Source organism: Enterococcus sp. 12F9_DIV0723, assembly GCF_002174375.1.
In the GTDB taxonomy this organism is placed as follows: domain Bacteria; phylum Bacillota; class Bacilli; order Lactobacillales; family Enterococcaceae; genus Enterococcus_A; species Enterococcus_A gilvus.
Map to the genome: position 1 here is coordinate 987,639 of NZ_NIBK01000001.1, position 14,415 is coordinate 1,002,053.

Below are 14,415 nucleotides of genomic sequence, written 5' to 3' on the forward strand. Positions count from 1 at the left end.
AACCTGTTTTTTTCTTTAGCCAAATAACGGAACAATCCACGACGTCCAAATCCAGCTAATGGGCATCACCAAAAGCATTGCTGGAATCATATCGGCTGTAGGAAACATTTTAACCTTGATCATGCGAAATCCTGTTGCGAGCATTAAAAATCCTCCACAAGCCTTAAAATCTAAGATCATGGACGGCGTTGTCAAAGGAAAGATAAAAACCGCGATAAGAAACAGAAAGAAAAAAATAATAAATTGAGGAATGGCGATTACTGCAACGACGTAACCGATGTTGCAGGCAAAAATTGCTGCGGTGAATAAATCCAAAATCGATTTTGCAATGAGGATCGTGGGGTCTCCGGTCATCCCTTCAGTCAAACTGCCAAAAATACCCGTCCCGCTTGCGCAAAAAAGGACAATGATCGTAACGAGTGTTCCCATAAATTCATCATGTGAAAGAAGTAAATCTTTTTGCGGGAATCGTGCGATCGGTTTTTGCATCAGAGCGGCAGCGTCATTGACCCTTTGATTGAAATGTAAGAGAAGTCCTAATGAGGTTCCTAATATAATAGCTAAAATCACAGCAGGCATATTCGCCATTTGGCTTATGCTGGGAATTCCCATAGCCATTGAACAAACACCAAAAATCAAGGTGATTTGCTTTTTAAAATCTTCAGAAAGCAGATGTCCTAAAAAACCGCCCAAGACTCCGCCAATAATTATAGAGAGCGAATTAATGATAATACCAACAGGCACAACGTTTCCTCCTTTTTTATTCGACACTTCATTTATCGTATCGTAAAACACGTTGAAGAGAAAGTCTTTTATAGAGTGACCTTCACTCGCCAAGCAGAAAAAAAAGGGAAATCATGTTATACTTTTGGGAAGGACTTTATTAGAAAAAGGGTGGATCAATGAAAATTTTGCATACTGCGGATTGGCACATAGGAAAAAAATTGCATGGCTATGACTTGTTGTCAGACCAAGCATATATTCTTGATCAAATAAAAAAAATCGCACAGGAAGAAGCAGTAGATGCTATTGTGATCGCAGGGGATTTGTACGATCGTTCTGTTCCTTCAGAGGACAGTGTACGGTTATTAAATCAAACGATTGCTGAGTGGAATTTAACGGAACAATTTCCGCTACTAGCGATCTCTGGGAATCATGATAGTGCCACGAGACTAGCAACGGGTGCGCCTTGGTTCAATCAAGCAAACTTTCATTTACATACGCGATTACAGGAAGGGCTACTTCCGATCGAGATAGGCAATACTCAGTTCTATTTGCTTCCATACTTTGAACCCGTGGATGCCCGCATCTATTTTGAAGATTCAAGCATTCGGACGATTCAAGAGGCAATGCCAAAGGTAATGCAGGAAATAGTCAAAAGTTTTGATCCAAGCAAAAAACAGATACTTGTAAGCCACTTTTTTGTTGCAGGAAGCAGTAAGACCGATTCTGAAACAAAAATCGAAGTAGGCGGACTTGATGGAATCAATGGGCAATTATTGTCGGATTTTGATTATGTTGCATTGGGACACTTACATGGAAAAGATGCCTTAAAAATGCCGAATGCGCGATATAGTGGTTCGCCTTTAAAATATTCGTTGTCAGAAAAAGACCAGACGAAGGGTGTTTGGATCTTAGACACAGAAACGCTGGCGTTCTCCTTTCGAGAATTGTCGCCGCTTCATGAAATTAAAGAGCTGCAAGCCGATTTTGCAACATTGCTCGATCCGGCGTTCTATTCAACGATTAACCGTGAAGATTATCTTTCTATTCTGTTGGAAGACCGAGCTGTGATCCCGAATTTAATGAATCAATTGAGGCAGGTATATCCACGGATCATTCAAGTAGAACGAGCGAATGGATTTGAAAATGAAAGTCAGACACGTTTAAAAGTAAAAAATATTAAAGAAAAATCCCCAATAGAATTAACGAAGGATTTCTTCACAGAGGTCTCACAAAATGACTTAACAACACAACAAAAGTCCTGGATCGAAGAAGGCTTGCATACCGTACTTAAAAAAGGAGGCGAGGAATAATGCTTCCCAAAAAGGTTATTATGGAAAATTTCGGCCCCTTCCTTCATGAAGAAGTAAATTTTGAAGAAATGACAGAAGCGCCTTTGTTTTTGATCAGTGGAAAAACAGGTGCCGGAAAAACCACCATTTTTGATGCCATAACCTTTGCTTTGTATGGAGACGCCTCAGGGGGAATACGTTCATCTAATGAAATTCGTTCTTCCTTTGCGGAGCCTACGGAAGAAACCCGCGTTCAATTTATTTTTGAACACCAAGGAAGAAGCTATGCCATCGAGCGGTGGCCAAAGCAGACTTTAGCAAAGAAAAACGGCAAGGGTGAAACGACTAAAAATCAAAAGGTCCAGCTCAGTATTTTTGACGATACTGGAAAAGAAGCGGAAGCCTATACAAAAGTAGATGCCGTGAACGAAGTGATCTATCAGATTTTACATTTGCAAAAAGATCAATTTCGCCAAATCGTCATGCTTCCTCAAGGAGAATTCCGAACCTTTTTAAATGCGAACAGCACAGAAAAAGAGGCCGTTTTGCGTAGTTTGTTTGGAACGAATGTGTATCGACAGTTTACAGAGAATTTGAAACTCAAAAAGGCAGAATTGGAAAAAGGGGTTAGTGAGCTGACCACTAGGATCGATCAGCTATTCCAACAGGTCTTAGCTGAAAAAGGGGCAACCTATGAAGAGTCATTGATTTTTGCTGAGGGCTATCTCTCTGAGGAGGCGCAGGCCTTAACACAAAAAAAAGTGATGCTTATTGAAAAACAGACACAGCAAAAAACGCTGCTGTCGCAAGTTCAAAAAGCAGAAAAGGTGTCTGAAAGTTTCAAATTGTATCGCCAAACCCAAGAGCAGCTGCAAGAAGTGGAAGCAGACTTACCCGAGAATGAATTAAGAAAGCGGCGATTGAGTGAAACAAAAGAAATTGAGAAGTTGCGTCCAACCTATGACCGCATACAAGAATTACTCAAAATCCAAGCGCAGCAAACGATTGAAGAAAATGAAAATAAACGGCTTTCTGAAGAATTAGTAAGCCAATCTACACGTTGTCAAAAGCAATCGGACCTGTTTGAAGAACAGCGCTCCGATTGGCAAGCAAAAGAAAAAGAATTGCAAAGTTTAGAATCCTTCTTGCCTCTGGTTCGACAAAAGGAAGAATTGGTCAAACAAAAAAGCGATTTGACCCAAAAGCTAGCACAGCAACAGGAGCAATTAGCGCGACTAAATCAGGAAATCACGAGGCAGCTAGATAAGCAAGCAACATTGAAAGAAAAGCAAAACAGCGAAAAGTTTTGGCAAGAGCGACGGTATGAAGAACTGCAGTTTCAACAAAAAATTGCGGAGTTAAAAGAATCAGCTAAACACATCTTTGAGCAGCAAGAAGCGGAAGAATACCAACAGATCGAATTAGCTCAATTAGTAGAAAAAGTCAGCAGTACAAGCAACCAGCTGACGAGTGAAACAGCAGAGTATAAAAAATTAAAGAGCCAGTGGGCTTCAGCCGAGATCGCTCGTTTAAGCATGGACCTTCTGCCGGGAGAGCCTTGTCCTGTGTGCGGATCAAAAGAGCATCCGAATCCGGCACAGCATAAAGAATTAACACTAGATAACTTAGGGAAATTACAGGTAGCACTTGAAACGCAAGAAGCTCGTTTAAAACAATTAGAGCTGATAAGGGAGCAAACTGAAGCTCGTTATGAGCTTTCAATGACTGCTTTCGATACTCTGCAAGCAGATCGTTTGTCTGAACAACAGTCATTATTAGAGAAAATAGAACGTGTTCAAAGAGATTTTGAAACTTATTACCAGAAAAAGGTTGCTGCAGAACTTGAACCGATCCTTCAATTTCTTGAGGAGCGACAAAATGAAACAGCAGACGCATTGGCAGAAATTTCAAAAGCCAATCAAGATATGCAAGAGTTGGCAGCATGTCTTGAAAAAAATGAAACTGAAAAGCATGCATTTGAAACGAGTATCCACGTACTTCAAGGAGAAAACCAACGTATAGAAGGGCGTTTAGCCAGCGTTGATGAGCAAACAAAAGAGTGGGAAGTTGCGGCTTTAGAAGCTCGTATCTCTGATCTGAAGCAGCGTGTAGAAGAGTATCACGGGCAATTAGACGCTCATCAGGCGTTAGTAAAAGAGGTCGAACAGAAGCGCATTCGTTTGCACGAACAGCAAAGGTTTTTAGAAAAACAACAGCAGGACTCGGCCAAAACTCTTGAGAGCTATCAAACGTCGTTAAACAGTCGATTGGCTGAAAAAGGCTTAACGATCGATCAAGTGAAGCAGCCACCCGCGAATGTCTCTCTGCTGGAGCAAGAGATCAGTGATTTTGAACAACGAGTGCTTGTTCTGAGGGATCGTCAGAAACAGTTGGAAGAGACGTTACAGGGGCAGGTTGAACCGGATATGGAACAACTCAAAAAACTGTTGACCGAAAGTGATGCAGAAGTTGCGTTGTATCAGCAACAGTACTATGCTAAAGAGAATCAGTTAATGCAGCAGCGTGATTTAGTGATGAAAATCAAAAGTCTTCAGGAACAAAGTAAGGACAAGTTAACGGATTTAAGTCAAATTATTCAGTTGTATCAAACGATGAATGGGGACAATCCTCAAAAAATCAGTTTGGAGCGCTATGTATTGCAGTGGTATTTAGCAGAAGTATTAAAAAATGCCAATCAGCAATTAAAGCAGCTGACAAAAGGGCGTTATCAGTTTGAACTAAAAAAAGAAACGGGACGCTCTAAAGGCAATACCGGATTAGAAATCAATGTATACGATGATAATGCAGGGGCGACTCGCAGTTCTCACACATTATCTGGAGGAGAGAGTTTTATTGCCGCATTGTCATTGGCATTAGGATTAGCCGAAGTGATCCAAAATCAAGCAGGTGGAGTAGCAATTGAGGCCTTGTTTATTGATGAAGGGTTTGGCTCGTTAGATGAAGAGGCATTAGAAATGGCAATGGAAGCCTTAGAAGGAATAGAAAGTGCAGGACGTATGATCGGTATCATCAGTCATGTACGAGAATTAAAAGAACGTATTCCGCAGCAAATTGTGGTGGAAACTAGCGGGACGGGACGCAGCAGTATTCGTTACCAGCTAGAAGGATGGAGTGAAGCGTAAATGAGATGGAGTATTCCAGAAAAAGTGATCGAACGCGGCAGAACTTACTTGAAGGAAGGTCGGGTCTTGTCTGTAGAGGCAGATCCCGCTCGTCGTGTTTGGCATGGTGAAGTATTAGGCAGTGAACTTTATCTGGTTGATTTAGATGGCAGTGGAAAAGAAAATGATATTTGTGCGTGTCCTTATTGGGAAGAGCACGGCTACTGCAAGCACACGGTGGCTGTGGAATTGTATTTGCGAGAAAAAGGATTGTCACGAGTAATCAAACCTGAAAGTGTACTACCTAAAAAAATGGAGAGCAGTGTTTCTTTTGCGGATCTCCTAAATCAAGGGTTTTCCCGATTAGAGAAGGAAGCAGAACCTTTGCGTTCATTATTTGTGGAATTCGTGGTAGAAGCGATTCCGACAAATCCGTACCATCCTGAATTGGATGTTTTAGCAGTTTCACTAAGAATTGGAAGTAATTTGAATAAGCGGAGCTATATCGTTAAGAATTTATATGAGTTTCTTCATGCGTACCAAACGGATTCCGTATACACCGTAAATAAACAGTACCGTTTCCAAATCGAAGCGGGCGCTTTTGATCCAAAATGTCGAGATTTGATTGAAGATTTAGTAGGCATCAGCGAAACGTATCAATTGTTAGGTAAAGCAGGTCTACAAGTCAAAGGTAAATTAGACAAGCGTTATCTATTATTGCCTGTTCATCGGATGCAGGAATTGTTGAAGGAAATGGAAGTCACGGGAAATTTAACTATCAATCTGGGGGATAAGACCTATTCTGAAGTTCATGAAGGGCAAGAATTACCGTTAACGTTTACGTTAGAGAAGCGTGGGGGAAATGACTTCGGTTTGACTGTTGAGGATGGTTTTACAAATTATTACAGCAACTATTTCTTGGGATTTGTCGAGAATTCTTATTATTTGATGACTCATGAGCAGCAGGATACCTACATCACATTGAAGCAATTGATGAAACGCTTGAAAGAGCCTGTTATTGGATACGAGCAACGTCAGCTTTCACAATTATTTACGGATGTCTTTCCGTATTTGCGTAAAATTGGGCGCGTGATTGTTTTGGATGAGGTTGCTGAAATCATGAAAGAGGAACCTTTGCGCGCGGTAGTGATTTTTCGAAAAATTAAAGGGATGATTAAGACAGAGGTAGAATTCCATTACGGGAACGCTTATTTTTCAACGAATGAGACCCATCAGCCCAAGCTTCCTAATAATGTCGAGATCTTGAGGGACCGGAAAAAGGAAAAGCAACTATTGGATCTCTTCGATACTTATCGCTATCAAAAAATCGATACCGGGTTTGAAAAAAAATTGCCGGTGAAAGACAATCTTTATTACTTTTTCAAGGTTGAAGTAGAAGAATTTAGAAAATACGCTGAAGTACGAATGGGGAAAAAACTTCGTCAATTGTTCTTAGACGGAGAAGAATACCAGCCAACGATCGAAGTCGATCAAGCCGGGTCTTGGTTAGATATTAAATTTGATGTCACAGGTATTAAAGACAATGAGATAGATCATGTATTAAATAGTTTACTGAGAAAAGATCGTTTTTATACATTGGACAATGGCGAAGTATTATCTTTTGACTCAGAGGCATTTCAACAGACTAGTGAGATGATCGGCCAGCTGCGTGATAAAATTAGTGCGAAAGATGGGCTGATTCGTTTGCCTAAAAGCCAAGGAATCATGCTGGAGCAGCGCTTAAAAGACAATCCGCAAGCGCAATTCAGTGAAAGCTTTACTGCGATGGTACAAGACTTGACGCATCCAGAAGAGTATCAAGTGGCGATGCCGGATAATCTGCAAGCCACGTTGCGTCCGTATCAAGAATCGGGTTTCCGTTGGCTGAAAATGCTGAGTGATTATGGGTTTGGAGGAATTTTAGCAGATGAAATGGGACTTGGGAAAACGATCCAAGTCATTACGTTCCTCTTAGCAGAAAAAGAACAGCATCCGATCAAAGCGGTGATCGTGACTCCAGCAAGCTTGGTTTATAACTGGCAGGCAGAAATTAGAAAATTTGCTCCTACGCTGGACTCTATCGTAGTTTCCGGTAATCGAGGAGAACGTGAGCAATTGCTTGGAGAAGCAAAGGAGATCGTCATTACTTCTTACGCAAGTTTGCGTCAAGATATCGACCTTCACGAAAAGAATGGGTATCAATACATGATTCTTGATGAGGCACAAATGGTGAAAAACGCTTCGACTAAAACCTCGAGCGCACTACGGAATTTGTCGATTCCACATCGGTTTGCCTTGAGTGGGACACCAATCGAAAACAATCTGGAAGAGCTGTGGTCATTATTTCAAACAGTCATGCCTGGATTCTTTCCACCTATTGGACGCTTCCGACAAATGGCTGTTCCAGAAATTGCAAAGATGATCAAGCCATTTGTGCTCCGTCGTGATAAGGACACTGTGTTGCAGGAGTTGCCAGAACGAATCGAATCCAATGTCTTAAGCAGCCTGACAGAGGAGCAAAAGACCGTTTATCTGGCGTACTTAAAACGGATGCGTCAAGAAGTTGATCAAATGGATTCGGCAACATTCCGCAAACAGCGTGTAAGTATTTTAGCAGGACTGACCCGCTTGCGCCAAATCTGTGATGATCCTCGATTATTCATGGAAGGCTACGAAGGCGGCTCAGGTAAATTAGATCAGGTCAAGGATCTGATCCATGCGGCCAAAGAGAATGGTCGACGTGTCTTACTGTTCTCTCAATTTACCAGTATGCTCTCAATTATCGAAAAAGAATTTGCCGAAGAAGGAATCAGCAGCTTCTACTTGCGAGGCAGTACGAAAGTTTCTGATCGTTTGACTATGGTCGATGCATTTAACTCAGGTGAGAAAGACGTCTTCTTGATTTCATTAAAAGCAGGAGGCACTGGTCTAAACCTAACAGGTGCAGATACGGTCATCTTATACGATCTCTGGTGGAATCCTGCTGTAGAGGAACAAGCAGCTGGACGCGCGCATCGAATCGGACAGAAGAAAGTGGTCGAAGTCTGGCGAATGATAGCTGAGGGGACGATTGAGGAACGAATGAATCAGTTGCAGCAAGAAAAACGTGAACTGTTCCAAAAAGTGATCCAAGGCAATGAAGAACAAACAAGCAAACTTACAGAAGAAGATATTCGGATGATTTTAAGTTTGGGTGAATAAAAAAAAGTTTGCAGTGCGTTAGCGCTGCAAACTTTTTTTGTTCATAAGGGCTTGGCTTAATTCATTAAAACTCCGCAGTTCCTTTTCAAAAATAGGGAGTTGATTCTTAGGTATTTCACGTCTCTGATGATTGAACCACCAAACAGACCATCCCGCAGCTTTAGCACCGAGAACATCGTTATCAAAACTATCGCCAACGTATAGAAGCGATTCAGGTGATAGATTCAAAGCAGCTTCCATCAGCTTGAAAATACCGGGATCCGGCTTTTGAATTTGAACACCATCAGAAATTAGAATATGTTTCTGGTCAATCCAGCGAGGAATGTTCAATGCGCGAATCTTATCATTTTGCCGTTCGACAGGACCGTTGGTGATAAGTCCAATAGGAGTTTCTGACTGATTCAAATAGTCGAGTGCCTCCGTTATTTCATAAGGAAGAGCAATGTTCTTTAAAGCGTGATCATAATTTTCTTGAAAAGCATGAATTTCTGAGTCAGTCGGTAGGTAACCGAAGTCAGCCAGAGCAAGTCGAATGCGTTCATAGCGCATTTTCACAAGCGTCCATTCCCCCGTAATTGATTTCATATAATGCAAATCACTGTAATAGCGAAACCGGATAAAAAGATCATTCATTTTACTGGCTGGAAACGATGGGAATAGGCTTTTGATCGCCTCTGCGAAAGGTGACTGCTGTTCGTATAAAGTGTCATCTAGGTCAAATACGATACCTTGGATCATTTTCTCACTCCTAATAGTTTGTACCTCTATTATAGCAAATAATAAATTCTTAACAGTTCTGAGCAAAAAAATAGAAACTTAAGAGAATTCTTGTTATGTTATCAATGCATCAAAATGGATGAAAAAACATAGACTGCCATCAATCAAAAATATTCATGCAGAAAAAAATAATGATTGAAATGGGAAGAAAGTGCGGAATTTTAAGGTCTACCATTTTTTGAAAACTCCATAAAATTTTTGATTTATTTCGACTATTTGGAAGCTGTATCTATTGTTTAACCGCAAAATAGTAAAAAAATTTGATACAGAAAAATTACTAACAGCACAAAATAAAATAACTATAAAATAATAACTGCTGTACTTTATTAGCTGAAGTTTTTTAAAATCATTCTAAAAAAGCCTTGTTATATAAAGTTTTATAAACACAAATTTACTTTATAAAAATATTGTTTTTTAATTTTTCTAAGATAAAAAAAATTTTTTAAAAGAATAAAATTTGATTTTACTTAAAAATGGCGCTTATTATGTTACAGATTTCGAAACTGTTATAGCACTGTTTGAAATGAGAGATACGCCATTGTTTTCTCATATTGACAAATGGGAAGTGTCGTGACTCCTTGTATAACGGAAGCCTAAATTAAATAACGTTAATATTTGTAAAAAAAAAGACAATGTCCTCTTTTTTTTGTTACCTTTTTTTTGTATAATAGAAACAGATAGCAGGAAGTACTGATTATCTGTTACAAAAATTGAGAGTCAAGAAAAGGAGTGATATGCATGTTAACACTATATACTTCCCCTAGTTGTACATCATGTCGGAAAGCACGTGCTTGGCTACAGGAACATGAGATTCCTTATGTTGAACGAAATATCTTTTCTGAGCCATTGAACATTGATGAGTTGAAGGCCATTTTACAAATGACTGAAGATGGGACTGAAGAAATCATTTCAACCCGTTCGAAAGTTTTCCAAAAGTTGAACATGGATTTAGATGAATTGTCACTGAAGGAATTGTTGGATTTAGTGAGAGACAATCCTGGATTATTACGTCGTCCGATCATGATCGATGAGAAACGTTTGCAAGTAGGATTTAATGAGGATGAAATTCGTCGATTCCTACCGCGTGATGTTCGCCAATATGAATTACGTCAAGCCCAATTAATGGCTGGATTATAGAATAAATACCTCGCGGTTGCGAGGTGTTTTTTTGATTCTCTTTTTTTCTAACGGGAAAATTTCTTGAGTGCACAGCCTTTATAAATGAGTGTTTCCTCTTTTGTTTATAGGAATTTAATAAAATTCGATGGCTTTCTTTACTTTTAACCGGAATCAGTTACAATGAACATATAATCTATCTTTAAAGTGAGGTGTGCCAAGATGGAGATGGAACACATCAATGAAAATACGATCCGAGTCATTATTGAGAATGAAGATCTAGCGGAGCGCGGTATTACTTTCTTAGATCTACTAGGAAATCATCGAGAAATCGAATCCTTCTTTTACAGTATTTTAGAAGAAGTAGATATCGAAGATGAGTTTAAAAGTAGTGAAGCGGTAACGTTTCAGGTCCTTCCGAAAAATGACGGATTGGAACTATTTATTAGTAAAAACTTGACACCAGAAGACATCAACAAGATGAACAATTCGACGGAGTTCGAAACGAATGATTTTGACCAACTGATTCGTCAACAAATTTTAGCAAACTCTGAAAGCCTTGAAGAGGACGAAGTAACAAGTCGCTTACGGGTTTTTCAGTTGAATAGTTTTGAGGATATGATTGAATTAGCAAGTTATCACTTTTTAGATGAAGCTTGGTGTGATTTATATCTGTTGAACGAGACTTATTATTTACAAGTCTACTTTGATCCTGAAATTTTCGGTGAGTTTGGTTTATCAGACGTGATTGCTGAAGTTTTGGAATATGCGCAAGATTCTTCTGTGTCGACAGAAATGTTAGAAGAATATGGGAAGCTTTTGATGCATCGTGAAGCGATTGAAATTACCCGTGCTCATTTTAATTAAATAGTTTGATGTTACAGCCTTCGTTCGTTTGAACGAGGGCTTTTTTTGATTTTCAGTATATTTGTCGAATGGAATAAACGCTTCTACAAAAAATAGGCAGGTTTGAATGCAATTGCGTATCTTTTTTTGAGGTGATGAGAATGATATTTGCTTATACTGAAAAAAAAGAGATGGTACAAGCTTCGGAAGTTGAAAAGAAACAACACGTTTTTTGTCCAGATTGTGGTGAAGGATTGATTCGAAAGGCAGGTCAAATCAAGATTCCTCATTTCGCTCATGGAAGACACTCGGAGTGTCATGGCTTAAGTGAAGGAGAGACACCGGAACATCTGGGAGCAAAATGGTTTTTTCATGAATGGGGAAATCACTTTGACGAAACGTGGCAGTTGGAAACGCCATTACCAGATCTACCGCAACGTCCAGACCTGCTCCATGAACGTATTGCGGTGGAAATTCAATGCTCCCCATTGAAAAGCACGCGCTTAGAAGAACGTATCCACGGGTACCGGGACAAAAACTATCAGGATTGGTGGTTATTAGGAAAAAAGCTTTGGCCAAAAGAAAAATTTACGGTATCGCAAAAACAGTTTTGTTCCTTCGATAAAGAACGAGGGGTGCACCTATGGCTGTTAGGAGATAATCAAATTCGATTGCTTTATCATATCCATGAAGTCGATGAAATGATTTATTCAGAAGAACGGTGGTCGGAGTCTTCCCACCCCTTAAAAGAAATTTATCATTCCTGTGTTGCAAAACGTCCGCCCCATCTTTACCTAACTAGTGAAAGTATCAGTCAAAGAAAACAGGAATTGAGTCTCAAGCTTGTTCAAAGCAATCCCAGAGTCCGAGTGTTGCAAGAATATCTTTATAGTGAGCGTAGACATTTGTTGTATTTGCCTAATTGGGTATATTTTCCCAGCCGCTATTCTTTTTTCTATCAGGAAGATATTCTTGTATTTCGCTACTTGTTTCAAAAGGAAGCTAAGAACGCTTCCCGAATCTTTCAGAAATTTTTGGAATTCCGTCAAGAGAATCAGAAAGAATGGCTGTTTTATAGAATTGACCAGCGCGAAATTTTAGAGAGAATGTATCTTGAGGCTATTTTTTGTCAAAGAAAGGCTAAAGTTTTATCCCCCTAGCAGTTTTCCAAATTACTTTTTTCTAAATTGTGGTAAGATTGAGGATGAAAAATACAATCGATTATCCTTCACTTTTACGTAGTAAAACGACTGAAGTGTAAAGATAAACGTTCATACATGCTGCTTTTTTCTAATGGAAAAAGTACGAAAATAGAGTTAGGAGTGTAGTTATGAGTGAGGCAAAGCAATTACCAACGCGTCAAGAAGTACCAGCGGAGTTGACTTGGGATTTAACCAAAATCTTTGTTGATGATGCTGCTTTTGAGAAAAAATTTCAAGATTTAGCGAATGAATTGACCGAAGTAAACAAGATCAAGGGAAGTCTAAATCAAGGAGCAACAGAATTTTTAATGGCGATTGACTATATTTTGGATATTTATCGCAAAGCGGAGGTCATTTATGTCTATGCTCATTTGAAAAACGATGAAGACACGGCTAATACGACCAACCAAGCACTTTACGCCAGAGCATCTAGTCTGATCGCGCAGGTCAGTGAAGCGGTTAGCTGGTTTGAACCGGAAATGTTGCAGCTTTCGGATCAAGAAATTTGGGCTTTCTTTGAGGCTGAACCAAAACTTGAGTTGTACCGTCACTTTGTTGAACAAATCATTTCAGAAAGAGCCCACATTTTACCTGCTGAGCAAGAAGCCTTGTTAGCTGGAGCCAGTGAGATTTTTAGCAGTTCAGCGGATACTTTTTCAATTATGAACAACGCGGATTTGAAATTTCCAGTTGTAAAAAATGAAGAAGGGGAAAATGTTCAATTGACTCATGGGGTCTATGGACAGTTACTCGAAAGTACGGATCGCACAGTTCGCGAGGAGGCATTTAAGGCCTTATATTCCGTTTATCATCAATTTCGAAATACGCTGGCAACAACATTGAGCACGCATGTAAAAGGGCATAATTATAAAGCAAAAGTACGCGGCTATACGTCTGCCCGCCAAGCCGCATTGAGTGGGAATCATATTCCAGAGGATGTTTATGAAACATTGACGCTCGTGGTCAACCAATATTTACCACTGCTGCATCGGTATGTGGAATTGCGTAAAGAATTGTTGGGTCTGCCAGAGTTGCATATGTATGACCTGTACACACCACTATTATCAGAAGCACCAATGAAGTTTACTTATGAAGAAGCGCAAGAAAAAGCGCTTGAAGCGTTAAAACCATTAGGGGAAGAATACTTAGATGTCGTCAAAAAAGCATTTGCAGAGCGCTGGATCGACGTTGTAGAAAACCAAGGCAAACGCAGCGGTGCCTATTCTTCTGGGGCCTATGATACACAACCGTACATTCTTTTAAACTGGCACGACCGATTAGATGAGCTTTACACACTCGTCCATGAAATGGGGCACAGTGCCCATAGCTATTTTACCCGTCACACACAGCCTTATGTCTATGGAGATTATTCAATCTTTTTAGCAGAAATCGCGTCTACGACGAATGAAAATCTGCTGACGAGCTACTTATTAGAGACGGAGAAAGATCCGAAAATTCGTGCCTATATTATCAATCATTACTTAGATGGATTTAAAGGAACCATTTTCCGTCAAACCCAGTTTGCTGAATTCGAGCACTTTATTCATACGGAAGATGCGGCTGGCACACCACTGACTAGCGAACACCTTAGCAAATTTTATGGTGAACTGAATGCGAAATACTATGGACCGATCGTCGTTAACGATGAGGAAATAAAAGACGAATGGGCAAGAATTCCGCATTTTTACTATAATTATTATGTTTATCAGTATGCGACAGGTTTCTCAGCGGCAAGCGCATTAGCGAAACGGATCGTTGAAGGGGAGCCAGATGCTTTAGACAAGTACTTAACGTATTTAAAATCCGGCAGCAGTGATTATCCGATCGAAGTAATGAAAAAAGCGGGCGTGGATATGACACAACCGACATATATCGAGGATGCTATGGAAATTTTCGCTCGCCGGTTGGATGAGTTAGAAGAATTGGTAGCAGAATTAAAAGAATAATAGCGTGAGTGAGCAGAGGTGACAGCCTCTGCTTTTTTTTTCGGTTCAATGGCGTTTCATGGAGGCGAAAGCGAAAAAAGAAAAGGATTCGCTAGTTTTATTTTTTAGAATGTGGATAAATTGAGGCGAAGGACTTATTAAAAGAGGATATCTAAGGGTTTAAGCGTTTTCTCAATAAAAACTTAATAAT

General features: G+C 39.8%; 9 protein-coding genes. 7 read left to right on the top strand and 2 right to left on the bottom strand.

What is annotated here, in order from left to right:
* Positions 1-15: 15 nt before the first annotated feature.
* Entirely contained in the window at positions 16-744 is a 729-nt protein-coding gene (locus A5868_RS04855) for a DUF554 domain-containing protein (protein ID WP_086305619.1), read from the bottom strand.
* Positions 745-902: 158 nt separating this feature from the next.
* Here A5868_RS04855 and A5868_RS04860 point away from each other — a divergent pair, with 158 nt between their 5' ends.
* The 3 genes from A5868_RS04860 to A5868_RS04870 are packed head-to-tail and all read left to right on the top strand — an operon-like array spanning position 903 to position 8,338.
* On the top strand, positions 903-2,036 hold the full coding sequence (locus A5868_RS04860; RefSeq protein ID WP_086305620.1) for an exonuclease SbcCD subunit D: 1,134 nt from the start codon (positions 903-905) through the stop codon (positions 2,034-2,036).
* Positions 2,036-5,158, top strand: coding sequence for an AAA family ATPase (locus tag A5868_RS04865; protein ID WP_086305621.1), 3,123 nt, complete (start codon positions 2,036-2,038; stop codon positions 5,156-5,158). The genes A5868_RS04860 and A5868_RS04865 overlap by 1 nt, the downstream gene beginning before the upstream one ends.
* Positions 5,159-8,338 carry a DEAD/DEAH box helicase gene (locus tag A5868_RS04870; protein WP_086305622.1) on the top strand — a complete coding sequence of 1,060 codons (3,180 nt, stop codon included), beginning with the start codon at positions 5,159-5,161 and terminating at the stop codon, positions 8,336-8,338.
* Between the two features lie 18 nt (positions 8,339-8,356).
* Here the strand turns inward: A5868_RS04870 and A5868_RS04875 are convergent, their stop codons facing one another.
* Positions 8,357-9,076, bottom strand: a complete 720-nt coding sequence (locus tag A5868_RS04875) for an HAD family hydrolase (RefSeq protein ID WP_086305623.1) — start codon at positions 9,074-9,076, stop codon at positions 8,357-8,359.
* A 777-nt stretch (positions 9,077-9,853) separates the two neighbouring features.
* Between A5868_RS04875 and spxA the strand changes: the two genes are divergently transcribed.
* From spxA to pepF, 4 genes are all read left to right on the top strand, one after another.
* On the top strand, positions 9,854-10,252 hold the full coding sequence (spxA, locus tag A5868_RS04880) for a transcriptional regulator SpxA (RefSeq protein WP_010781381.1): 399 nt from the start codon (positions 9,854-9,856) through the stop codon (positions 10,250-10,252).
* A gap of 201 nt (positions 10,253-10,453) precedes the next feature.
* Positions 10,454-11,098 (top strand): adaptor protein MecA, encoded by a 645-nt coding sequence (locus tag A5868_RS04885; protein WP_010781380.1) that lies wholly within the window; start codon positions 10,454-10,456, stop codon positions 11,096-11,098.
* A gap of 140 nt (positions 11,099-11,238) precedes the next feature.
* Positions 11,239-12,237 carry a competence protein CoiA gene (locus tag A5868_RS04890; RefSeq protein WP_086305624.1) on the top strand — a complete coding sequence of 333 codons (999 nt, stop codon included), beginning with the start codon at positions 11,239-11,241 and terminating at the stop codon, positions 12,235-12,237.
* Positions 12,238-12,407: 170 nt separating this feature from the next.
* Positions 12,408-14,225, top strand: coding sequence for an oligoendopeptidase F (gene pepF / locus A5868_RS04895; RefSeq protein ID WP_086305625.1), 1,818 nt, complete (start codon positions 12,408-12,410; stop codon positions 14,223-14,225).
* The last annotated feature ends 190 nt before the right edge of the window (positions 14,226-14,415 follow it).